The sequence below is a fragment of the Rhizomicrobium electricum genome, from assembly GCF_011762045.1.
Classification (GTDB): domain Bacteria; phylum Pseudomonadota; class Alphaproteobacteria; order Micropepsales; family Micropepsaceae; genus Rhizomicrobium; species Rhizomicrobium electricum.
The window spans coordinates 95125-117590 of record NZ_JAASQS010000004.1 but is presented as its reverse complement, the minus strand read 5'-3'; the positions used below and the strand labels follow the sequence as shown (position 1 = coordinate 117590).

Here is a 22466-nt window from a genome sequence, read left to right as displayed (position 1 = left end):
ACGGGCGAGACGGAAGCCGCAAAGCCTGCCGTTCAATTCCCGACGAACACCGGGAGAACCCCATGAAATTCGTATCCGCTCTGACACTTGCGGCCGCCATGACGTTGGCTGCACCGGCCGCCTTGGCCCAACAAGCTCCGCCGCCCGACCGCTCGGCGGACTTCGCCAAGCATCACGCCGAGATGTGCACCAACCATTACGCCCATGCGGTCGGCAAGCTGGCGGAACTCGAAACCCGCCTTGCTTTGACCTCGTCGCAAAAAGGCGCGTTCGAACGCTGGAAAGACATCAAGCTGAAGGACGCCAAGGCGCACAGCACCAAGTGCGCCGATTTCACGCCGCCCGGCCGCGATGCCTCGATCATGGAGCTGCGCCAGCACCAGATCGCCCGGCTCGAGGATCGCCTCAATGCCCTCAAGGCCGAAACCCCGGCGCTCGAAGCCCTGGTCAAGGTGCTCACGCCTGAGCAGCAGACCGTGCTCAAGCGCGCAGCGCGCGAACACATGGGCGATCGCATGATGATGATGCGGCGCTTCCATGACGGCCGCGGGCCGATGGACCGCCACGGCGATTGGAACCATCCGATGCAGTAACCCTTCCGGCGCGGCTTGTTGCGGGCCGCGCCGCGCGTGCAAAGCGTCGTCCGGTCGCTTTGCTTCCTGCTCGCACTGCCCCCGCAATCGAGCAGGCGGGACCTGGGAATACCGGTGGACATCCCCTCCAAACCGGCTCCCAGGTCCCTCCCTCTTTACGGCGCCTCTTGACCCCCACCCCCCTCTGCCCCATGTAGCGGCGGTGGGCGGTTTTGCTTATCGCGCTTCCGGACGGAAAACGGGTGCCCACTTTTCCTGGACGCGCGTGACGAGACCCTGTCCATGGCGATTCCGCGTTTTGCCACTGTCGAAGAAGCCATCAGCACGCTGAAGCCGATCGAGCCGATTTACGCTCTGCAGCCCGCCAAGTTCAAAGCCGCGGCGGTGCGCTTTCTCGACAGTTTCCCCGGCACACCGATGTATGCGGTGAAAGCCAATCCGGCGCCGCTGGTGCTGGACCAGGTGTGGGACGCCGGCATCCGCCATTTCGATACCGCCAGCCTCGGCGAAGTGCGGATGATCAAGACGCGGTTTCCCGACGCGGTCTGCCACTTCATGGCGCCGGTCCGTCTCACCGGCCACGCCAAGGCCGCGTTCGAGGATTTCGGCGTCACCGACTTCGTCGTCGATTCCGATTACGAACTCGACAAGCTCCTGGGCGAGATTCCCGACCACTCCAAGATCCGCGTCTTCGTGCGGCTGGCGGCGGCGCTCGGCGGCGCACTGCTCGAACTCTCGTCCAAGTTCGGCACCAATCCGGAAGAAGGCGCCCGGCTGTTGAAGCGCGTCGTCGCGGCGGGCGCCAAGCCGGCGATCACCTTCCATGTCGGCAGCCAGTGCCTGTCGTCGTTCTCCTACGCCCAGGCGGTGGAGATCGTGCGCCGCGCCATCGACCGTTCCGGCGTCAAGATCACCGCACTCGATATCGGCGGCGGCTTCCCGGCGCCCTATCTCAACAACGACGTGCCGCCCTATCTCTGGTATTTCGATACCATCCGTGAAGCGATCGACACGCTCGAGATTCCGGGCCTGCCGCTCTATTGCGAGCCGGGACGGGCGCTGGTGGCGGAAGGCGTATCGGTCATCACCCAGGTTGTGTCGCGCAAGAACGACCGGCTTTACCTCAACGACGGCACCTACGGCTCGTTCGACGAACTCACCCTGCCCGGCTTCGATGCCGATTATCCCAATCGCGTCTTCACCCGCGACGCTATGGGGCGGGTGATGCCGCTCGCGGGAAAGACCAAGCCGTACCGCGTGTACGGGCCGACCTGCGACACGCTCGATGTGCTGCCGCGGCCGCAGATGCTGCCGGAAAGCATCACACCCGGCGATTTCATCGTGTTCGACGCCATGGGCGCCTACACGGTGGCGGTGCGCACCACCTTCAACGGCTTCTGGAACGACACCTGGATCGAACTGGATGGTTAACGACCGTTAGCCGCACGGCTTCTCCCACAAATTCTTAATGTCCCTGCTATAGTGTGCCTCGGGTAGTGGGGTGGGTTATGGCTGACGCGAAGGAGCGGTTGATCCAGCTTCTGGGTTTGGCAGCAGAGCGGCGTTGGTCGCCTCTGGCCCGCGAACTTTGCGATCTCGTTCTTTATTGGCCGTCCGACTGGCACGACACCATGCGCGCGCCGGTGATCGCGCTGTTCGAGACGGCGCTGCGCGAAGCCGACGGCGAAACCCAAACCGTCCTCGCTGGACGCATGGCCGGCCACGCCGATGTCCCGCTCAAGCTGATGAACGCGCTCTATCTCGCCGCGCCCGGACCGTTGCGCCGCGAAATCCTGATGCGCAACGAGCTGGAAGGCGCGGTGCCGGAGCCGCTGCCGGTCGACCGTACCGCGGTGCTCACCGCCGCCCGTAACCGCCAAGGCGATTTCCTCGGCACCCTGGCGCGCCTTTCCGCCATCCCGCGGCGGACGCTGTCGCTGGTGCTCGGCGATGCCGGCGGCGAACCGCTGGCGGTATTGTGCCGGGGCCTCGGCCTCGACCGCGCCAGCTTCTCGGCAGTCGCGCTTCTGCGCGGCGCACCGGACCTGCCGCTCGCCGTGTTCGACACGGTGGCGCCGAAAGCGGCAGCGCTGCTGGTGCATGACTGGCGCAAGACCAACGCCGACACCCAGCCGGAACACGTCGCGGCGGCGGAATAGTCCGCCGACCAGCAATTCGGTCGCAAACACATACAATCGCTGTTGATAACGCTGGTGCGGATGGCCGCCCTGGCGCCACTTCAGATTGCATACTCGCGCGCCCGCTAATACCCTTAATACGGGAAATCCGGGAGAGGGTGAGATGTCGACTTTTCGCAACCTCGCCGTGACGGCGCTGGCCGGTTTGGCGTGCAGCGGATGCACCTATTGGCAGAACCAAGCGGAGTCACTTTACAAAGGACAAGCGCTGATCGCCGATAATGTTTATCTGCTGAAGGAAAAAGACAAAGCCAATCCCGCTTACGACGCGCGGTCGGAAGATTTGCCGACGCCTTGCTCCCAAAACGGAATAGACAGTTGGACCGGCGCCGCGAACGCCGACCAAATCCGCAAGTGCACCTACGCGATGATGCTGCTGATCGATGTGCGCTGGGCGCATTTTTCCGATGCAGTGCACGGCACCGTCACCTACGGCAACGCCACACTCGATACGGCCTCGGTCGGATTGAACACGGCCGGAACCCTTGCTACCGGCGGAACGAGTCAGATCTTGAACGCCGCCGCCGCCGGGCTCGGAGCCTTCAAGGCCACCTTGAACCAGGACATTCTGTACAAGAATTCGATCGAGCTCATTCTTCTGCAGATGCGCACGAACCGGTCGGCGGCCGCAAACACGATCGTGGCCCGGCTCGGCACGCCCTTCGGCTATCGCAACATGTATGAAGCGGCCGTCGATCTCTATATCTACGCGCGCGCCGGATCGTGGACGGAAGCGCTGGCTTCGCTCCAGACCGATACCAGCATTCGCCAAAGAGTCTGCGACATCCAATTGATGTACACCAAGCTGAACAGCGACGGCACGGTCACCGCTCCCGAAGGCGCGGACAAAGACAGCGTCTTGGGCAGGACGAACACGCTGCTGGCGACATCGAACAACCGCGATGCTCTTCTGAACGACTGCGCGGTCTACAAGCAGTACAAGCTTGCGGCAGCATCCGATGCGAATGCTCAACCGGTGAAGGTCACCTTCATAAGGGGCTCGGAATTCAACGAGAAGGCCGCAGGAGAGATCAAAAAGGTGGCCGACACCTTCAAGAAAGGCGGCTACGCCAAAATCCTCGTGCAGGGGGAAACGGATTCCTCCGGCAAACCGGACGCCAACAAGGAACTCGGCAAGGCGCGCGCCAAAGAGGTTGCCAAAGAACTCGCCAGATTGGGCATCGCCGAAAATGTCATCGACACGTCCGAGGAGCCGAAACCCAATGGCGAACGGGCTGCAACCATCACGCTGAAGAAGGCCGCCCCGTAACGGCGATCAGCCTTCCGCCATCACGTCGGCGCGTTCGCGGGTCTTGGCGAATTTGATCTTGGGGAACTTCTCCTGGACGTAGCCGAGTTCCCATTGGCTCTTGGCCAGGAACACCGGCGCGCCGTCGCGATCGGCCGCCATGCCGCCTTTGTTGCTGTCGACGAACTTCTCGACGTCGGCCGGTTCGCCGCCGATCCAGCGGGCGGTGTCGTAGGGCGAATTTTCGAGATCGGCATCGAGGCCGTATTCGGCTTTGAGGCGCGACTTCAACACGTCGAGCTGCAGCGGGCCGACGACGCCGACGATCCATTGGCTGCCGATGGTCGGCTTGAACACTTGCGTCACGCCTTCTTCGGCCAGCGACGTCAAAGCGCGCGCCAGATGCTTCTGCTTCATCGGATCGAACAGCTTCACCCGGCGCAGGATTTCGGGCGCGAAGTTGGGAATGCCGGTGAAGACGATCTTGCCGGATTCCGACAGCGTGTCGCCGACGCGCAGGACGCCGTGATTGGGAATGCCGATGATGTCGCCCGGATACGCGTCGTCGACCGTCTCGCGCTGCTGGGCGAAGAACAGGATCGGATTGTAGATGCCGATCTGCTTGCCGGTGCCCGACTGGGTCAGCTTCATGCCGCGCTTGAACTCGCCCGACGCCAGCCGCACGAAGGCGACACGGTCGCGGTGGTTGGGGTCCATATTGGCCTGGACCTTGAACACGAAGCCGGACACTTCCTCGTCGGCCGGTTCGACGATGCGGTCCTTGGCGGTCTGGGTGCGCGGGGCGGGCGCGTGCTTGGCGAGGTGGGTGAGGAGATCGGCGACCGCGAAATTCTTGAGCGCCGAACCGAAGAAGATCGGCGACAGCCGGCCGGCGCGATACTCGGCTTCGTCGAAGCGGGACAGGCCGGCGGTGACGAGGTCGACTTCCTCCATCAACTGGATCTTTTCCTCGATCGACAGATGGGCTTCGACGTGGGAGCCGCCGAGCCGCCCGCCGCCGTAGACCGAGAACTCCTCCGTATAAAGATCGTAGACGCCGCGGAAATTGAGCCCCTGCCCGACCGGCCACGACATCGGCGACACGTCGAGCTGGAGCTGGTCGGCGATCTCGTCCACCAGATCGAACGGATCGCGCGCCTCGCGGTCCATCTTGTTGATGAAGGTCATGATAGGGATGTCGCGCAGGCGGCAGACCTCGAACAGCTTGCGGGTCTGGCTTTCGATGCCCTTGGCGGCGTCGATCACCATCACGGCGGAATCGGCGGCGGTGAGCGTGCGATAGGTGTCTTCGGAAAAGTCTTCGTGGCCGGGCGTGTCGAGCAGATTGAACACCGCGTCGTGATACTCGAACGTCATCACCGCCGAGGTCACCGAGATGCCGCGTTCCTGCTCGATCTTCATCCAGTCCGAGCGCGCCCGGCGGGCCTCGCCGCGCGCCTTCACCCGGCCGGCCTCGTGGATCGCGCCGCCGAGCAGCAGCAAATGTTCGGTCAGCGTGGTCTTGCCGGCGTCCGGATGCGAAATGATGGCAAAGGTGCGGCGGCGGTTGGCTTGTTCGGACAGGGTGGTCATAGCGGGCGGGGAGTTAGCAGACCCCACAAAACTTGTCATCCCCGGCCGACCATTTGAAGTTGAGACGGGCGCAAAGGACGCCGCTCCTTTGCGGAAAATGCGTAGCGGCGGAAGCGCGCGAGGACGGGGTCAACGCGGCTGCATCTCTAGGGAATCCGGACTTCTGCCTAGGCAACTTCGCGAATTGTGGGAACCGGCCGGATACCGGAATGTCGCGGCGTTGGTTGATGGGACGACAGCGATGAAAACGACCGCGAAGACCTCCGCCTGGCACACCTTCGAGCGCGACATCCGTCACGACTGGCAGAACTGGAGCCACGCCGAACGCCTCGCGGTGCGGGCACTCGCTGTCTCGTCGGTCCTGTTCGTGGCGTTCTATTTCGGTCTCAACACGCTCACGCTGGGATAACCGGGCTAGACGATCTTCTCGTCGATGAAGGCCCGGCCTTCGCGGTCTTCGATCTCGACGATCCAGAGATCGGGATCGAACTTCATCTGCTTTTCGAACCACGCCGACGCCCTGGCGTCATCGCAGGTTTCGCCCAGCGGACGGGCCCAGGCGCGCTCGCCGTCGCCGACAGTGACCTGATTCAGCACCGTGCAGGTGCCGTCGAGGCGCGAAATCTTGAGCAGCACGGCACCGGCGTCTTCGGAGCCCTTCTTCACCACATAGCCTTGCGCCCCCGCCACTTCGGCGCGGCGGATCACGGCGCGGACAAAGAATCCCGGTTTGAGGCGCGGCTGCATGGGCGGGGTTTAGCAGAAAGAGCGGATAGCGAATAGCGGGAGGGATCGACCGGCGATTCCCTCCGTTTACGCCGCCCGGAACGGCACGATCTTGCCGTCGCGCGGCTGCATGCGTTCGCCGTCCTCGCCCACCGCGGCGTAAGGCAGGCGCACGCGCACCGTGGTGCCGACGCCAAGCGTGGATTCGATCACCGCCTCGCCGCCGTGCATTGCCGCCAGCGCCTTCACCAGCGACAGGCCGAGGCCGGTGCCTTCCTTCTTGCGCACATGCTCGCCTTCGACCTGCTCGAACGGCTGGCCGAGACGGACGAGGTCCTTTTCCGGAATGCCAACGCCGGTGTCGACCACCGCGATCTCGATCCCCTTGGAATCGAGCCCGGCATAGATCGTGACGTCGCCGCCCTTGGGCGTGAACTTGACGCCGTTGGACAACAGATTGACCAGGATCTGCTTCATCGCCCGCTTGTCGGCGAAGATGGTGGCCGCTTGCGGCGAGACCGCGGTCTTGAGCGCGACGCCGGAGCGTTCCGCCGCCAGCTTGACGAAGCGCACCGACGCTTCGGCCACGGCGGAGAGATCGAACACCTCTTCCGACAGTTCGAACTTGCCCGCCTCGATCTTCGACATATCGAGAATGCCGTTGATGAGTTCGAGGAGGTGATTGCCGCTCTCGTGAACCAGACCCGAGTATTCGACGTATTTGGGCGAGCCGAGACGGCCGAACATCTCCTGCATCATCACTTCCGAGAAGCCGATGATGGCATTGAGCGGCGTCCTCAGCTCGTGGCTCATGTTGGCGAGGAAGCGCGACTTGGCGCGGTTGGCTTCTTCGGACAGATCGCGCGCTTCGATCAACTGGCGCTCGTAGGCCTTGCGCTCGGAAATATCGCGTGTCACCGCCACGATATCGGAGCCGGTGCCATCGGCATGGGGCACCGGACGGCAGCGGATTTCGGCCCAGACATGGGCGCCGCCGGCTTTTTTCAGCCGCACCTCGGCGGTGGCCGGACGGCCGAAATAGGCGGCGTCCATGAACGCGGTCTGCATCGCTTTGAGATCGTCGGGATGGCACAGCGCCGACGGTGCCAGTCCGGCGAGGCTCTCCGGCGCCACCCCGAGCAGCGGCAGGGCGGACGGGCTGGCATAAATGATACGGCCGTCAGCGGAATGGCGGGTGATGAGGTCCATCGCGTTGTCGGCGAGGAAGCGGTACATCGCGGCGCCTTCGGCGGCGGCGGCATCGGAGGCGCGCTGACGGTCCTGCGACGCGGCGGCGACGAAGGCGGCCTGCACCACGGCGATCAGCACGCTGGCGGCGTAGAGCGGCCAGGCGGGCAACGCCAGACGCGATTCGGGCAGCAGCGACAGCGCTCCCAACGCGGCAACGGCGATCAGCGCGACGACGGCGGCGCCTGCGGCGCGCAACACGGCCGGACGGCCACCGGCCAGTGCAGCTTCGGCGGGAACCAGCGCGAACCACACCAAAAGCGGGGAATGCACGCCACCGGTGAGCGCGGCGAGATAGCCGATCAACGCGGCGAACAAAAACAGCGAAGCCTGCTCGAGCAGCGCCAGCGGCGCTTTCACGGCGGCCAGAAGGGTGAGAATCAGCGGCGCGACCAGCCCGGCCATGGCAACCATTTCGAGCGCGCCGGGGCGCCCGACCAGAGCGATGTAAGCACCGCTCAAAGCCGCACCAAGAACCGCTTTTACCGCCTGCACCGCCATGAACTGGCGCCGCAAGACGGTGTCACGGGAGGCTTTTTTCCTGTGAGTTTGCATTCACCCCGAGCCACGAAGCAGATACGCGCGTGAGGTATGGTCGCCCCCATCTGTTTAACAAGACCTAAACGCCACGCGGAATCGTTCGTTAATTCACAAGGTTTGTGAATCTATCCTTTTACCATCTGTTAACGATGGTGCCGCGATTCGGGTCATTTCCGCCAATTGAGAAAGGAATCGGCAAGCGCACGGCCTCACAGTCATGCGTAGAAGACCGTATGGCGGATTTTTTTGGATGAACGCCGCGCTGACCCGAGCCGACCGGAACACACCGGTCAGTCTCGACGATGTCGTTGCACCCTCGGTGATGGAAGCGCTGCATTGCCTGCGCGTGGCCATTACCGTGTTCGATGCGGAAGAGCGGCTGATCTTCGCCAACGACCATTTCGGCTACATGTTCCGCTCGCTGCCGTTCCGCGAAGCGCTGGTGGGACGGCGTTATGAAGACATCATCCGCCTCGAAGCCGGCGAGATCGCCGACGGTCCGGCCCGCCAGGACATCGACGAACTCATCGCGTCGCGCCGCGCCAGCCTGTTCCACGGCGATTACGCCCCGCGCGATCTGCCGCTGAGCGACGGCCGCATCATCGAAGTCAAGACGCGCAAGACCCCGAACGGCGGCTGGATCATTCTGTGGAGCGACGTCACCCTAGCGCGCCACAACCTCGAACACCTGCGCGCCGCCATTGCATTGTCGGCCGACGCCTTCGCCTTCTACGACCGCTACGACCGGCTGACGCTGTGCAACGACGAATACGCCGCTCTCAACGGCGTCACCTCGCCCGATGCGATCAAGGGCTTCGGCTTCAACGATCTCGTCGAGCGGATCGCCAACACCACCGTCGCCGCACCCGACCGCGCCGCCTGGATCGAGAAGCGCCACGAACTGCATCGCGTGCCGGCCGGCGCCATGACCATGGTCCTGTCCGACGGCACCGCCTACGTTATGCGCGACCGCGCCGCCGCCGACGGCGGACGCATCGTGGTGTTCACCGACGTCACCGAACACCATCGCGTCGAGAAGGCGCTGGCCGAACAGGCGCGCACGCTTGCCGACACCCGCAAGGCTCTGGCGGCGTCGAAAGCCCGCTCGGACGCGCAAGCGAACTATCTCGCCGATCTCGCCAACAAGCTCGACCAGACCGCGGCGTCCGCCGACAGCACCAAGAAAACGCTGCTGAGGACGATGAGCCACGAGCTTAAGACGCCGCTCAACGCCATCATCGGCTTCTCCGACCTTCTCGGCACGCTCGCCGACAGCGCCAGCCCCGATCAGATCCGCGAATACGCCGGACTGATCCACACCGGCGGCAACAATCTCCTGCGCATGCTCAACCAGATCATGGACCTCACCAAGATCTCGGCCGGGCGCTACGAGATGAGCCGTCAGCCGCTCGACGCCGCGTTGTCGCTGTGGACGTTGAAAGACCGCTTCGACGGCGCCGCCGCCGCCAAATCCATCGCGATCGAGATCGACGACAGCGAGAACGGCCTCGTCGTCGAGGTCGACGAGAGCGCCTACAACACCATGCTCGGCAATCTCGTCGAGAACGCCGTGAACTTCACGCCGGACGGCGGCACCGTCCGCCTCAAAGCGGCGCGCGACGGCGACGCCATCCGCATCAGCGTGACCGACAGCGGTCCGGGCGTGGCCGAGCAGGATCTCACCCGCATTCTCGAGCCGTTCGAACAGGGCGGGCGCAGCACCACCGATCATCCCGCCGGCGCCGGTCTCGGCCTGACGCTGGTAAAGGCGCTCTGCGAGATGCACCGCGGCACGCTGACCCTGACCAGCGCGCCCGGCCAAGGCCTCACCGCCAGCGTCGTTCTGCCGGCGAAATAGCTCCCACAAGACATCGTGCCCGACCGCCGTCCCGTGCGGCTGCGTGCGTGCGCGCGCTCCAAAGCGTTTGTCTCAAATTCGAATCAACGCCGTCTAAATCTCTCGGCACATTTGCCTCTTTCTTGAATCGAGACAGCAGCATTCCGGCAAACCCTTGTTTTTCCTGCCGCAGGGAAGCCGCGAAATTAACCGAACTGCATCGAAGTTTACGAATTCGCTTATGCCGGTGGCAAAACCCCGCACCCATACTCGCTCGTGCGTCTGGCGATGGTTTTGTTCCGATGATCCTCCGCGCTGCATTTTGGATAACCGTGGTAGCGGTCTTTATCCCGCAGGAGCCGGATATCGGGTACGGCCGACCGGACGCTCCAAGCGTGGCTCCTCCCAAGATCGTCGAATTCGCAGCGCAGTTGCTCAAGGTCCCCCCCTGTGCAGAGCACGCGCAATGCGTCGCCGGTCTGTCGCTCGCATCCGACTACCGCCAGGCGGCTCGCGAGCGTCTGGAGCGAGCCAAGACGGCGCTGAAAGCGAGCACCCCCCCAAGCCTCTCGCGCGCGCGTCCGTCGTTCTAGCCTACGTCCCCGCTCTTTCTTCTCCCCCGGAGAGAGAGCGGGGACCGCTTAATCCTCCCGACGCCAGCTTCGCGTGCGCGCCTGCGACGGCGCCGTCATGCCGTAATGCTCCGCCAGCCGTTCGAGCGCGAGACCGAGCACGACGCGCGCGCTGCCGCGCGGCCAGTTGTGGTTTTGCTCGCATTCCTCAAGGCGCATCAAATAGCAGCAGACATCGAACAGGACGTCGGAAAGCCCCGGCCCCGCCGCCCGCAGGGCGTGATTGAAGCGCTGGCGGGCCGCCACCACGGTTTCAGTGAGATCGGGCCGGAAGGCATGACTGCCGACCGGCGCCGAATAATCGACGCCCATGCGCGGTGTGAGCTGGCCGATGGTGTAATCGCGGCGCAGCTTTTCACCGGCGTCGTAGGCCGTCGCGCTGATCACGCCGTGCCGCCTGAGTAACGACAGCGGCGACTCCGCCGTGTTCACCACCACATAGTGCTCGCGCCCGCCTTCGTCGGTGACGAGGCGCGCCTCCAGCGCCAGCGAGGCATCGCCCGCCAGCCAGTGTTCGCCGTCGGCGGTGATCGCGATGCCGTCCGCGGTTTCGGCAACAAGGCGTTCGGTGACGAGAAGCTCCACCAGTTCGGCCGGAATGGCAGCCTTGGGACCGCGCCGCCCCGACAGAAGGAAGGCGCCGCCGGCGCGGTGCAACTGCGCCCCTTTCGCCAGCCGGACGAGCAGCCGGCGCATCGATGCCGTGCGGTCAGTCATGGCAGGCCTCCATGCGTTGGAGCACGGTTTCGATCCAGGCGAGGCGGCGATCGATCTCGGGATCCTCGCGCGCGTCTTCGACCCGGCGGATCGCGTGCATCGCGGTCGAGCGGTCGCGCCCGAACGCCAGCGCGATATCCCGCAGCGACATCGTGTAGAGCAGACGGCAGAGATACATCGCCATCTGGCGGGCGAACGCCTCCCGCACCCCGCCGCGGTCGGGCTGCACCAGCGCCGCCAGCGCCACCCCCGTCACCTGGGAGACTGCGATTTGCACCAGCAGCACTTGCTGGCCCGCTTCCGACCCGTCCGGCAAAGCACCCGCCGGTACGCCTTTGCACATGGTCATCCCCTTCCTCGCACCCGGCCGCGACGCGGCCGTAACGAGGAACATTATCCTACATTTTCAGCGAAGGGGGATAGATAAACAACTTATAATGGTAAGCGGCGCGAAAAATCCGAGCCGGCGCCGCGTGTTAGTGTGCGAAAAATATTATTGCAAGGTGTGGGATAGAGGAAATACGGGGCGCGTAAGGACACGCCGAAACATATTACAAGTTGTATGACTATCGTCTTAGTTTCGAGACGAAAACGGCGGCCTCGCGGCCGCCGCTTTCCCCCTCACCGGTGCTGCCGTCAGGCCTTGCGGCGGCGGCGGATCAAACGCACGCCGAGAAGACCCGTGCCCATCAGAGCCAAGGTCAGCGGCTCCGGAATGTTGTTGCCGGGCGAGAACTCGGTGATGGTGTTGGTCACCGACGAAATCGTGCCGTTGTCGATCAGCGATTCCGAGACCACGAGATCGGTGATGCCGGCGCCGAAGTCGGCCGACAACACGCTGCCCGGCTGCACCACCGGTCCGATCTTGACTTCGTGGATGGGGTTGCTGCCGGCCGGATCGAAGTTCTTGTCGAGCGTCGACGGGCCGTCGGAAACGGTCTGGGTGAAATCGGAATCGACCGAGGTGATGACGGTCTTCGGCGGCGCCACCGAGAAGTTCACCGCGACTTCGTAACCCCAGTTGTAGGTCGTGCCGGACACGTAGGTGCCGTCGAACGACAACTGCTGATGCACGATCGAGCCGACCACATTGGTGTTGAAGATGAGCACGGTGTCGGCGGGTAGATTGCCGGCGACGAAGTTGCCGTAGATCTTGTCGGCCGAGCGAATGCACTCGCCCGACGACAGACTCGACCACGAAACCACACCCGACGGCCCGATGTCGGTGGTGGTGGAGCAGGTCGGCGCCGCTTCGGCCGCCCCGATTGCCGCCAGCATCGCTGCTGCTGCCCACAGCCTGACCTGAAATGCCATTTCGAACTCCCGCTGGTTCTGCCCGTGATTGGGCGCTTGCGTACCTGAATCCAACGGTAGCAACGGTCGTGCCATGCACGTAAACGGCTATAAACCGCCCTATTGCGATGCCGTTTTCGATCATTTGATAGACCGCGCAGCGGGAACGCGGTGTGGGCGCGCCGGCGCGTGCGGCGGTTGCCGGCGGCAAGACGCGTCGCGGTGGAAAACGCTGCGATGTAACCGACGGTACGCTCGGGAAAGCCGCGCCACAGGGCCGTTTTCGACGATACGACGTGTACTGACGATCACGTCGTCGTCGGTCCGCCATTGTCAAAGAACACGACAACAATTGCTAAGAACGACCGTTTCCGGCGGAACAAGGGCTTTTCCGCTGTAACCCCGCTTTACAGGGCCCGGAGGGACGCGCTCCCGGCGCCCGCCCATGCTTCCATCTGTAACTTTTGCTAACTCCGGCGCCCTGATAGACTCCCCGTCATGAACCTTCGCAGCCTTATCGTCGTTGCCGTCGCCGTCAGCCTCGCCGGCTGCGGCATTCTCATGCCCTCGGCGCGCGACCGCGCCGCCAAGAACACGCCCGGCTTCAAGGCGGGGTATTCCGACGGCTGCGCCTCGGCCACCATCCAGGACACCAATTACAGGGCCGACCAGGTGCGCGACGAGAACCTCTACAAGACCGACAAGCACTATCGCTCCGGCTGGGCCAGCGGTTTCTACAACTGCCGCACCAACCGCACCCATTCGATGAGCAATCCGGCATCCGGCCCGATCCCCGACAACCAGCCCGGCGGCCATCCTTACTGACCGGCGTCCGCCAACGTATGTGAGGGAACATGATCCGCACCGTCCTCGTGTTCCTGCTCCTGGTGTTCGGCGGCTTCTTCGTCGGCCTCTACGTCGCTTACGACGAATTCGATCCCTGCCGCGCCCTGGCGGTGGAAAAAGCGCGTCGCGCCGCGCTGCCGACCGGAGTTGCCGAGGTTTGGACCACGATCACGACCGAACGCCGCGACCGGCTTTCCTGCAGCCGCTCGCTGATCGCATCCTGGCGCGCGCGGATCGCCGATTAACGGCTATTGCGGTCCCGCGTTCTCGAACACGGCCATGACGATGTCGCGCTTGGGCGCGAAATTGTCCCTGCTGAACTCGAACGTCGTGGCGCCGGTCTTCTTGAGATCGCCGTCCCAGCACAGCGACAGAACGTTGTCGGACTTCAGCTTGTCGAGCGTCAGATGGAACTTGCCGATCGGACCCTGCCAGTTGCCGGCGGTCGACAGGATGTAGCTCGTCTCGTAGGTGGTCATCAGGCGGGTGCCGTCCGACGGCTCGCCGCTGCCGCCGGTGCGTGCCGCCAGCGTCGCCCAGGTGCGATCGTCGATGCAGTAATCGAGGTTGCCGAACAAGGCCTTGTCGCCGCGCTTGTGGTAGGCGGTGGTGAAGAACGACTGGCCCGTCACCGGCTGGTAGGAATGCTCGATCACCACCTTCTTCTTGGCCGGGAATTTCTGGGTCCAATAGAACTTCGTCTTCACCGTCCACTGCGGATAAAATTCGTCGGCGCCGTCGCCTTCGGCGAGCCCGGCCGCAATCAACGCCTTCTTCTTTTCCTTCGGCAGCTTGGCGAGCTTTTCATAGCCGCCGTCGGCGACCGGATTGAGGACCGCCCCGGCCGCCAGAAGCTGGGCCGTGACGTCCTTGGTCTTGAGGAAGGCGCGCTGCTCGACCGTCACCGCCACCGGCTTGCCGTCGACCACGGCCTTGAAGCCGATGAAGTTCTTGGCATCGTCGGTGATGGTCCCGATCGGACTTTCGGCGAAGTCCCAGGTGGAAATGTCGGGCAGCGGGAAGGCGACCAGGGTTTCGACATCGCGCCCGGTCGGATTCTCGAATTCGAAGCGGATGCGCACCGCCGTCGGGCTGACGTACAGGTCTTCGGCCGCCATCCGCACCGGCGTGTTCTTGGTGAAAACGATGGAGCCCGCCTTGAGCATGGCGGAACTGTCATCGGCGTTCGCCGCCCCCATCACGGCAAGCGCCGCAACCCAACCCGCAATCCGCATGGATGTCCTCCCCCGAGCGGAGGGAGTGTATCCACGCTCGCGGGGCGGGAAAAAGGCCGCCGCCGCTACGGCCATAAAAAAAACGGGCCGGCGAACAGCGCCAGCCCGGTTCAGAACGCTAGATCAGCGAAATCAGGCGGCAGCCACGGCCTCAGCAGCTTCCGACGGCGCGGTCCCAGCCGCGGCGTCAGCCAGATGCTCATCGACTTCGACGATCGAGCGCTTCAATTCGCTGATCGCCACATCGATATCGACCTTCTGCTTCTCGAAAAGGGTGATGCGCTCTTCGAACTTCTTGCGGGCATGCTCGAGCTGGCGCGCATTGTCTTCCGGGCTGTACATCTCGAGATATTCCCGGATCTCGGCGAGCGAGAATCCCAGTCGGCGGCCACGCAGAATGAGAATAATTCTCGCGCGATCCTTCACCGAATAGATGCGGGTCTGACCGCGCCGCTCGGGCCCGATCAATCCTTCATCCTCGTAGAATCGCAAAGTACGCGCTGTAACCGAAAACTCCTTGGTGAGCTGTCGTATCGTAAAGGTCCTGTTCATTGTGGTTCCCATCGCTCCACTTTGGCGGGGCCGGCTGCGTTCGGCCTTGCGGCTCTCTGATTCCGACGCCCTGACATTTCATCAGATAGGGAATTGTACGGATGCCCCATCGCTAGCGTCAAGGTGATTCCATACGGCGTAGTGTGTATTTTTTTTCGAATAAAAAAGGGCTTTTTTGCTTATATCCCAACTACAGGACTATGGTATTTGTCGCAGTTTAGAAGCAATCTATTATATCTTACCGGTACTTACGCCCTTTAGAATGACCCCTAAACTCATTCAGGTTGGGGCGGATTTCCGTCTCTCGTCCCGCGTGAAGCCGGGGGCAGCGCGGCGTTGGCGCAACAGCCTGCTCTACCGGAAATGGGACGAACGGCCGCTGCCGCGCGCGGCCCGGAAGCCGGTCAACAACCCGGCAAACGGGCTATACTTGCTGTTCTTTCGGAGAAAATGGCCCCGTGGTGGACGCCGGACGCAGGAATTTTCGTGGTCGCGTTGGTTCGAATCCGGACCGTCAGCCCGCCCATTGGCGGGAAGGCTGATTCATGCGCACGCAGCCGCTGCTCGCCAAACTGACCTTCATTGCCTTCCTTGTCGGTGGGCTGATTGCACTGGCCGCCTGTGCCGGTGCACGGCTGCACGTCCTGAGCCTCGATGACGCCCTCAAGGTGCTGGTGCCCGGCGTGGCGATCGGCATCGTCGGACTGATCTCGGGCGCCGCGTGGATCTGGCGGGCGCTGGCCCTCAACAACAGTCTCGGCTGGCGCATCGGCACCATCGGCCTGATCGGATCGGCCTTTCTGGTGGGCATTCCCGCGAGCCACGTCTGGCGCGTCTATACCCTGCCGCCGATCCACGACGTCTCCACCGATATCGGCGATGCGCCGCAGTTCGTCGCCCTGCTCTCGCTGCGCAAAGGCGCCCCCAATCCGCCGACCTATGACGGTCCGGTGGTGGTCACCTACCAGGGCGAGAAAATGACCACGGCGCTGGCGCAGAAGAACGCCTGGCAGGACATCAAGCCGCTCGAACGGCTGGCCGGGACCACGCCGCAGCACGAATTCGTCGGCAAGTTCTTCTGGCGCGCGCTCAATGCGGTCAACGGGCTGGGCTGGAAGGTCGCCGCCTTCGACGTCAAAAGCGGGCGGATCGAAGCGACCTCGGAAACCCCGTGGTTCGGCACCGTGTCCGACATCGTCATCCGGGTGAAGCCGGCCGGCAAAATCGGGGTGCGGATCGACATCCGCTCCAAGAGCCGCACCGGCAACTCCGACGCCGGCCGCAACGCCGTGTTGGTGCGCGATTTCCTCAAGCGCGAAGGCGGTTGACTTTATCGGGTCGCGCGTTCGGACGGAAAACCGGGGTCCGCCGATGACGCTGCCGCTACCGGCTTCTGAAGGCGCTGCCGCGACATCGTCGTTAAGCATTCGTTGAGGATTTCACTACGCATCCGCGGCAACGCGCCTAAACTGACCGCATGGAAGAAAACCGTCGTGCCAGTTTGCGGCCGTGGGCGCTCGTCGTCGCGGTGCTGCTTGGGCCGTCCATTCTGGTCTGGACGGTGCGGCTGACGGCACTGTTTGCCGGCTGCACGCCCGGTCCGGGCCGCTGTCACGGCATGGCGCTGGGCGCCGGTTTCCGCGATGCGCTGGGGCTTGCCTGGGCGATTTCGACCAGTCCGCTCCTGCTGATGGGACTGGCGCTGGCGGCGACGCTGTTGGCCTTCCGGGCCTGCCGTCCCTTGCTGGGGACCCTGTCGCTGCTGGCGCTGCCGATCCTGACCCCGATGCTGCCGATCGTGGCGGTCCTGGTCTCGCGTTATGACGGCTGTGCGGTATCGACCGATGCGCTCGGCAGCTGCCAGTTGTGGGGCGCCGGCATGGGCATGAGCTTCCATAACGCCGCCATTGCCCGCGATGTCGTCTACAGCATCGTGCCCTACACGTTTGCGCTGGCGGTGATGCTGGGCATTCTCGGCTTCTTCTTCGCCCGCCCCAAGGCGGCGCCGGCGCCGCATCCGATGGCTCAGATGCGGCACAATCTCGGCGACGATCTCGATCAGTAGAGTTTGACGTCCAGGGCGTGGACCAGACCGCGGATCGAGCGGTAGAGGTACCAGATCGCCAGCACCGCCAGGATCGGGATACCGATCAGGATGAAGCACAGCGGCACGCCGACCACGAGACCGACCACTGCCACCCAGAAGGTGGAGATGATCGCTTCGTAATGCGACTCCCACATGGTTCCGCGCGCTTCATTGCGCTGGATATAGGCGATGATGACGGCGCCGATCGCCGCCACGCCGGTCGCAAAACCGAGCAACAAACAGATATGTCCTACGATCGCCATGGTACGCAGCGAGTCTTGTTCGCGTGCAGCAGGCTGGCAGGTGTCGTTCACGGGTGTTCCCTCCTTACCGTTGTGTAAGAGATGGGAATGTTCGGGCGATTTTTCAACATGCCGTCATATCCCGTGACCTTCCCTTCGAAAATGTCATGGAAATCGAATGACTTCGTCCTTGTTCTGACGCTTTGGCGGCCCATATCAGGAGGGGGGAGCCACTAGGATGGACCCATGCCGAATTACGATATCCGCTATCTCGCCGAAGACGGCAGCGTGAAAGCCAAGATCGCCACCGAGTGCGCCAACGACATGCAGGCCAAAGTCCTGGCCCATGCCATGAAGACCGCCGGTTCCAAGCGCATCGAAGTGTGGGACGGTCCGACCCTGGTCTACGAACGTCCCGAGCGCTGCCAGCACGCCGGCTAGTTTATTTCCGCACTAGCAACGCGCCACCAGAGCCGCGAGCTTCGCACTCATGGTGCCGTTGAGGGCGCGGAAGCAGGCTTGCGGATCGACGCCGGCAAGATCGATGCCCGTGAACAGCGCCTTGTCGACCGTGACCGACAGGATGCAGGCCCGTCCCGGCCGCAGCGCCGCGCTGTCGACGTAGTTGGTCCAGCCGTTGAACGCGACGGCGCGGACGACATCGGCGGCATCGCCGGCAAACAGCGTGTGCAGCACCGCCAGCGCGGTCTGGAACACCGCTTCGCCGTAGATCCGTTCGCGCTCGGCATCGGGCAGCACCACGGCATCGAACCCGCCGCGCGAGGGAACGTATTTCACCGCCTTCACCAGCGGCACCACATCCATGTTGGGCAGGTCGTAATCGAGCGCAACCACGCCGTCGGCATAGGACATGGTCCAGTACACCGGGAAACCCTGCGGCCGCTCCAGCGACAACAGATTGAGATCGCAATGGCCCGTCACCGCATCGGGCTCGCCGGCGCGGTAGCCTTGCTGCAAGGCTTCGAACCGGGCATTGGCTTTGGCCTGGCGATCGAGGAACGCGGCCTCGCGCGCGCGCCATTGCTCCATCGCCTCGCAGTGCGCGGCTTGTGCCTTGGCATGTTCGCTGTCGCGCCAGCGCTTCAAATACAGCCAGCCGTTATGGGCGGTGTCGAATTTGGCATCGGCGGTCTCGCGGCGCCGGCGCAGGGCGCGCGGATTGACCAGCGTCATCAGCGTCAGCGGCGCGCGCGGAAAATCGCTCGGTTGCGGCTCGCGCTCCTGCTGCGGCGGCAGCGGTGCGACCGGGGCGGCTTCGCCGTAGGGCGTGTGATCGTAAAGCGGCGACCAGTCGGTGGCGGGCGCAACGCGCAGCGCCTCGATCAGGATCGAGGTCAAGGCCGCGACGGCGCGTTCGGCATCGCGCGTGCAATCCTCGGCATACTGTTTGGCATCGGCTTCGCGGATAGCGGGACGGCGTTTGAAATCGTCATCCCAGCGCGCCTTCAGCGCCGCCGCCCGTTGCTCTGCCAGAATTTGCGTCGGCGCACGCACGCGCTCGAAACGGCCCAAGCCGTCATGCCGCACATCGATCGTCACCACGATACGCTCCCCCGAGCCAACCCATGATGACAGGAGATCACAAATCGCGATTTCGCACAAACATCGTTCGTGCACGATTATTGGGCATGCCGACGAAACGCGAGAGGGTTAGCTGCACCAATTCGCAGCGGCGGCGTCACGACGCGCCGAAAGATGGTGAATCTTCGCGAGATTTATTTCGCGGCGGTCCAGGCGAGAAAACCGCCATCGAGACTGACGGCATTGGTGTAGCCGTGCGCGGCGAGGAACGACACCGCCTTGGCGCTGCGTTTGCCCGACCGGCAATAGACCACCAGCTTCACGTCTTTGGGCAGATCGCGATAGGCGGTCTCGACGGTGCCAAGCGGCATCAGCCGCGCGCCGTCGATATGACCGGCGGCGTACTCGTCAGGCTCGCGGACATCGACCAGCACGATCTTGGCCGACGACGCCAGCAGCGCCTTGAGCGCCACCGGCGCGATCACCGGCGCCATCTGCTCGACGGCTTGCGGCGTCGCGGAACCATCGGTTCCCGGCGTGGCGCCTGCCAGGAAGACCGCCAACGCGGCCCCGAAATTGAACGACATGGACTTCCCCACTGCACTTCCCCGCCACGGTGAGAAGAGCGCATCGCCGGGTCAATAGGGCGTCCGGTCGCTAAGCAGGTCTACTTATTATGTCGGCGCGTCGGGACGCCTTGTTTGCTGTGCCAACAATTCCTTATGCCACTGCGCCTTGAGGCGCGCGCGCGGCGGCGCATAGCGGGTTTCGAGGAATTCGTAGGACGCGATGCGGTCGGTGCGGAAATGGCGAAAGCCGCGGCGCAGTTCGCACCAGGCGACGATCAGGCGCACGCGTTCCCAATAGCTGACGGCGATCGGCCAGATGACGCGGGCGGTCTCGGCGCCTTTCTCGTCGCGGTAGACGAGCCGGATCTTGCCCTGAGCGCGGATCGCGGTGCGCACGCGCGCCATGTCGATCACGTCTTCGCGGATATCGGACAGCGCCGGCGGAGCTGCACCGGCCGGTTCCATCAGAACGGGGCGTAGATGCTCCGGGATCACCGCGCCGATCTTGGCGACGAGATCGGAGGCCGCGCGCTTGAGCGCCGGATCGCCGCGCCCCATTACCCATTGCGCGCCGAGCATCACTGCTTCGATCTCGTCGGCGGTCAGCATCAGCGGCGGCATGTCGAAACCGCCGTCGAGCACATAGCCGATGCCGGCTTCGCCGCGGATAGGCACGCGATCGGCCATCAGTTGCGCGATGTCGCGATAGATCGTGCGCGGGCTGGCTTCGAGTTCTTCGGCAATCTCGTTCGCGGTCACCGGACGGCGCCGCCGGCGCAAGACCTGGATGATCCGGAACAGGCGGTCGGCCCTTCGCATCGGCGCCCCTTGGTTATGCTGCCACCCTACTGCCACGCTACTGACAGCATGCTGTCAGCAGGGCGTCAATAGGATGGAACCCGGTTCGGAGGGGAACACCATGATACTGACACGCCGCCAAGCGAGCGGATTGTTGAGCGGGCTTGTCGTAGCCCCAGGCGCCGCTGCCGCGACCGCCGATCTGCGCCTTTACCGGCTGGCCGGAACGGGCGCGGCTGGTCCTCGCGGCGATGGCGGCCCGGCCGCCGCAGCGGCGCTCGACGGACCGGCGGGATTGGCGGTGGACGGCGACGGCAATGTCCTGATCGCCGAACTGAAACGCAGCGCCATCCGGCGGGTGGACGCCGGGAGCGCCATCATCTCCACCGTGGCCGGAAACGGCACCACCGGATTTTCGGGTGACGGCGGCGCGGCGACGCACGCTGCGCTCAACCGGCCGGAAGGCGTCGCCGCGGATCGCTTGGGAAATCTCTACATCGCCGATTCCGGCAACGACCGCATCCGGCGCGTTGCCGTTGACGGAACCATTACGACCGTAGCAGGCGGCGGCGGCGAAGATCCGCGCACCTTCGACGGCGCAGCGACCGCCGTTCGCCTCAATCATCCTGCCGGCGTGGCGGTCGATGCGGCGGGAACGGTTTATTTCAACGACTACGGTCACGACATTATCTGCGCCGTCACGCCGGACGGCCGCATTCGCCGTATCGCGGGAACCGGCAAACCCGGCTATGGCGGCGACGGCGGCGACGCGCGCGCGGCGCTGCTCAATGACGTCTACGGCATCGGACTCGATCCGCACGGAACCCTTTATCTCTGCGACAGCCTCAATTTTGCGATCCGCCGAGTCGCGGACGGCCGCATCGAGACGGTGGTGCGCGGCTTGAGCGGCACGCCGCATCCCAAGGGCACCATCGGCGCCAAGGTTCCGCACGGCGTCGACGTGAATGGGGATGGTGACGTCTTCGTCGCCGACACCGCGGCACGCCGGCTGATCGTCGTCCGCAAGGGAGAGCGCCAGATTGTTGCCGGCAGCGGCCGCCCCGGTCTGCCGGTGCCCGACGGCACGCCGGCGCGCGACGCCGACATCGAAATTCACGGCGTCCGCGTCATTGGCGGCGGAAATGTCGTGTTCAACGACTACCGCAACAACATCGTCTATCGCACTGCTGACAGCAGGCTGTCAGCAGGGTGGCAGTAGGATGTGAGCCTGAAATGGAGCTGCCCCGATGATCACACTCTATGGTTCGTTTCCCGCATTCGGCCTGCCGCAGGCGAGTCCTTTCGTGATGAAGACGGAAGTGCAGCTCAAGATGGCCGAGATTCCCTATCGCCTCGAACGCGGCAGTCGTGAAAACGGCCCGAAGGGCAAGATTCCCTACATCGTCGAGGCCGAGAACTGCCTTGGCGATTCCACCTTCATCCGCGACCATATCGAGAAGGGTTACGGCATCGATCTCGACCGCGGCCTTACCCCCGACATGCGGGCGCGCAGCTGGGCGATCGAGCGCATGCTCGAGGACCATCTCTACTGGGCCGTCGTCTACCAGCGCTGGATGATCGACGAGAACTTTGATGCCGGTCCGGCGCACTTCTTCGACACCCTGCCCTCGGAAGCGCGCGAACAGGCGCGCACCGCCGCGCGGACGCAGGTGGCGGCGACCCTCTACGGCCAAGGCCTCGGCCGCCATTCGCCGGCAGAGGTGGCCGACCTCGGCTGCCGCAGCGTGAAGGCGCTGGCGACGCTGCTCGGCAACAAAGCCTATCTGATGGGACCGGCGCCCTCGGCCATCGACGCCACCGCCTTCGCCATGATCGCTGCGGCCACCGCGCCGGCGTTTGTCTCGGTCCTGCGCGACTTCACCGAGGACCAGTGCAACCTGATGCGCTACCGCGACCGGCTGATGGCGGACTACTATCCGTCGTACGCCGCCCGCCGCGCCGCGTGAGCC

25 protein-coding genes are annotated in these 22466 nt (G+C 64.2%); 13 read left to right on the top strand and 12 right to left on the bottom strand.

Annotated elements, in window-relative coordinates; translation table 11 throughout:
* Positions 1–62 precede the first annotated feature (62 nt).
* The 4 genes from FHS84_RS08650 (at position 63) to FHS84_RS08635 (ending at position 4061) form a co-directional block, all read left to right on the top strand.
* Positions 63–593 (top strand): Spy/CpxP family protein refolding chaperone, encoded by a 531-nt coding sequence (locus FHS84_RS08650; protein ID WP_166933036.1) that lies wholly within the window; start codon positions 63–65, stop codon positions 591–593.
* Between the two features lie 282 nt (positions 594–875).
* The gene (locus tag FHS84_RS08645; RefSeq protein ID WP_166933034.1) at positions 876–2024 is read left to right on the top strand and encodes a type III PLP-dependent enzyme domain-containing protein; all 1149 of its coding nucleotides are present in this window, start codon (positions 876–878) and stop codon (positions 2022–2024) included.
* 77 nt (positions 2025–2101) lie between these two features.
* The gene (locus FHS84_RS08640; protein WP_166933032.1) at positions 2102–2752 is read left to right on the top strand and encodes a DUF2336 domain-containing protein; all 651 of its coding nucleotides are present in this window, start codon (positions 2102–2104) and stop codon (positions 2750–2752) included.
* A 142-nt stretch (positions 2753–2894) separates the two neighbouring features.
* Positions 2895–4061 carry an OmpA family protein gene (locus FHS84_RS08635; RefSeq protein WP_166933030.1) on the top strand — a complete coding sequence of 389 codons (1167 nt, stop codon included), beginning with the start codon at positions 2895–2897 and terminating at the stop codon, positions 4059–4061.
* Between the two features lie 6 nt (positions 4062–4067).
* On the opposite strand, the gene FHS84_RS08630 is transcribed toward FHS84_RS08635, so the two are convergent.
* Positions 4068–5633 (bottom strand): peptide chain release factor 3, encoded by a 1566-nt coding sequence (locus tag FHS84_RS08630; RefSeq protein WP_243850867.1) that lies wholly within the window; start codon positions 5631–5633, stop codon positions 4068–4070.
* A 241-nt stretch (positions 5634–5874) separates the two neighbouring features.
* On the opposite strand from FHS84_RS08630, the gene FHS84_RS08625 reads away from it, so the two are divergent.
* On the top strand, positions 5875–6042 hold the full coding sequence (locus FHS84_RS08625) for a hypothetical protein (RefSeq protein ID WP_166933026.1): 168 nt from the start codon (positions 5875–5877) through the stop codon (positions 6040–6042).
* Between the two features lie 5 nt (positions 6043–6047).
* Here the strand turns inward: FHS84_RS08625 and FHS84_RS08620 are convergent, their stop codons facing one another.
* Both FHS84_RS08620 and FHS84_RS08615 read right to left on the bottom strand, forming a co-directional pair.
* Positions 6048–6380: a DUF1491 family protein gene (locus FHS84_RS08620; RefSeq protein ID WP_166933024.1), complete on the bottom strand. Its 333-nt coding sequence runs from the start codon at positions 6378–6380 to the stop codon at positions 6048–6050.
* A 66-nt stretch (positions 6381–6446) separates the two neighbouring features.
* Complete coding sequence (locus FHS84_RS08615) at positions 6447–8123, bottom strand: sensor histidine kinase (RefSeq protein ID WP_166933022.1); 1677 nt, start codon at positions 8121–8123, stop codon at positions 6447–6449.
* Positions 8124–8397: 274 nt separating this feature from the next.
* Between FHS84_RS08615 and FHS84_RS08610 the strand changes: the two genes are divergently transcribed.
* Positions 8398–10005 carry a sensor histidine kinase gene (locus tag FHS84_RS08610; protein WP_166933020.1) on the top strand — a complete coding sequence of 536 codons (1608 nt, stop codon included), beginning with the start codon at positions 8398–8400 and terminating at the stop codon, positions 10003–10005.
* Between the two features lie 620 nt (positions 10006–10625).
* Here the strand turns inward: FHS84_RS08610 and FHS84_RS08605 are convergent.
* The 3 genes from FHS84_RS08605 to FHS84_RS08595 form a co-directional block, all read right to left on the bottom strand.
* Entirely contained in the window at positions 10626–11333 is a 708-nt protein-coding gene (locus FHS84_RS08605; RefSeq protein ID WP_166933018.1) for a DUF6456 domain-containing protein, read from the bottom strand.
* Positions 11326–11682 carry a helix-turn-helix domain-containing protein gene (locus FHS84_RS08600; RefSeq protein ID WP_166933016.1) on the bottom strand — a complete coding sequence of 119 codons (357 nt, stop codon included), beginning with the start codon at positions 11680–11682 and terminating at the stop codon, positions 11326–11328. The genes FHS84_RS08605 and FHS84_RS08600 overlap by 8 nt, the downstream gene beginning before the upstream one ends.
* Positions 11683–11969: 287 nt before the next feature.
* On the bottom strand, positions 11970–12647 hold the full coding sequence (locus tag FHS84_RS08595; protein ID WP_166933014.1) for a PEP-CTERM sorting domain-containing protein: 678 nt from the start codon (positions 12645–12647) through the stop codon (positions 11970–11972).
* A gap of 477 nt (positions 12648–13124) precedes the next feature.
* On the opposite strand from FHS84_RS08595, the gene FHS84_RS08590 reads away from it, so the two are divergent.
* Entirely contained in the window at positions 13125–13451 is a 327-nt protein-coding gene (locus FHS84_RS08590) for a hypothetical protein (RefSeq protein WP_166933012.1), read from the top strand.
* Between the two features lie 29 nt (positions 13452–13480).
* The gene (locus tag FHS84_RS08585; RefSeq protein ID WP_166933010.1) at positions 13481–13717 is read left to right on the top strand and encodes a hypothetical protein; all 237 of its coding nucleotides are present in this window, start codon (positions 13481–13483) and stop codon (positions 13715–13717) included.
* A gap of 3 nt (positions 13718–13720) precedes the next feature.
* On the opposite strand, the gene FHS84_RS08580 is transcribed toward FHS84_RS08585, so the two are convergent.
* Together FHS84_RS08580 and FHS84_RS08575 are read right to left on the bottom strand one after the other, a co-directional pair.
* Positions 13721–14707 (bottom strand): DUF4424 family protein, encoded by a 987-nt coding sequence (locus FHS84_RS08580; protein WP_166933008.1) that lies wholly within the window; start codon positions 14705–14707, stop codon positions 13721–13723.
* Positions 14708–14839: 132 nt separating this feature from the next.
* Complete coding sequence (locus FHS84_RS08575) at positions 14840–15259, bottom strand: MerR family transcriptional regulator (protein WP_166933006.1); 420 nt, start codon at positions 15257–15259, stop codon at positions 14840–14842.
* A 545-nt stretch (positions 15260–15804) separates the two neighbouring features.
* Here FHS84_RS08575 and FHS84_RS08570 point away from each other — a divergent pair.
* Together FHS84_RS08570 and FHS84_RS08565 are read left to right on the top strand one after the other, a co-directional pair.
* Positions 15805–16587: a DUF1499 domain-containing protein gene (locus FHS84_RS08570; RefSeq protein ID WP_166933004.1), complete on the top strand. Its 783-nt coding sequence runs from the start codon at positions 15805–15807 to the stop codon at positions 16585–16587.
* Positions 16588–16736: 149 nt separating this feature from the next.
* Positions 16737–17324, top strand: coding sequence for a hypothetical protein (locus FHS84_RS08565; protein WP_166933002.1), 588 nt, complete (start codon positions 16737–16739; stop codon positions 17322–17324).
* Here the strand turns inward: FHS84_RS08565 and FHS84_RS08560 are convergent.
* On the bottom strand, positions 17318–17659 hold the full coding sequence (locus FHS84_RS08560) for a DUF4870 family protein (protein ID WP_166933000.1): 342 nt from the start codon (positions 17657–17659) through the stop codon (positions 17318–17320). The two genes, FHS84_RS08565 and FHS84_RS08560, sit on opposite strands and share 7 nt — an antisense overlap.
* 174 nt (positions 17660–17833) lie before the next feature.
* Between FHS84_RS08560 and FHS84_RS08555 the strand changes: the two genes are divergently transcribed.
* Positions 17834–18028 carry a hypothetical protein gene (locus tag FHS84_RS08555; RefSeq protein ID WP_166932998.1) on the top strand — a complete coding sequence of 65 codons (195 nt, stop codon included), beginning with the start codon at positions 17834–17836 and terminating at the stop codon, positions 18026–18028.
* 12 nt (positions 18029–18040) lie between these two features.
* On the opposite strand, the gene FHS84_RS08550 is transcribed toward FHS84_RS08555, so the two are convergent.
* The 3 genes from FHS84_RS08550 to FHS84_RS08540 form a co-directional block, all read right to left on the bottom strand.
* Positions 18041–19150 carry a hypothetical protein gene (locus FHS84_RS08550; protein ID WP_166932996.1) on the bottom strand — a complete coding sequence of 370 codons (1110 nt, stop codon included), beginning with the start codon at positions 19148–19150 and terminating at the stop codon, positions 18041–18043.
* Between the two features lie 173 nt (positions 19151–19323).
* On the bottom strand, positions 19324–19716 hold the full coding sequence (locus FHS84_RS08545) for a rhodanese-like domain-containing protein (protein ID WP_208393773.1): 393 nt from the start codon (positions 19714–19716) through the stop codon (positions 19324–19326).
* 87 nt (positions 19717–19803) lie between these two features.
* On the bottom strand, positions 19804–20517 hold the full coding sequence (locus FHS84_RS08540; RefSeq protein ID WP_166932994.1) for a helix-turn-helix transcriptional regulator: 714 nt from the start codon (positions 20515–20517) through the stop codon (positions 19804–19806).
* Positions 20518–20617: 100 nt separating this feature from the next.
* On the opposite strand from FHS84_RS08540, the gene FHS84_RS08535 reads away from it, so the two are divergent.
* Together FHS84_RS08535 and FHS84_RS08530 are read left to right on the top strand one after the other, a co-directional pair.
* On the top strand, positions 20618–21715 hold the full coding sequence (locus tag FHS84_RS08535) for an NHL domain-containing protein (RefSeq protein WP_166932992.1): 1098 nt from the start codon (positions 20618–20620) through the stop codon (positions 21713–21715).
* Positions 21716–21743: 28 nt separating this feature from the next.
* Positions 21744–22463, top strand: a complete 720-nt coding sequence (locus tag FHS84_RS08530; protein ID WP_166932990.1) for a glutathione S-transferase family protein — start codon at positions 21744–21746, stop codon at positions 22461–22463.
* Positions 22464–22466: the final 3 nt, after the last annotated feature.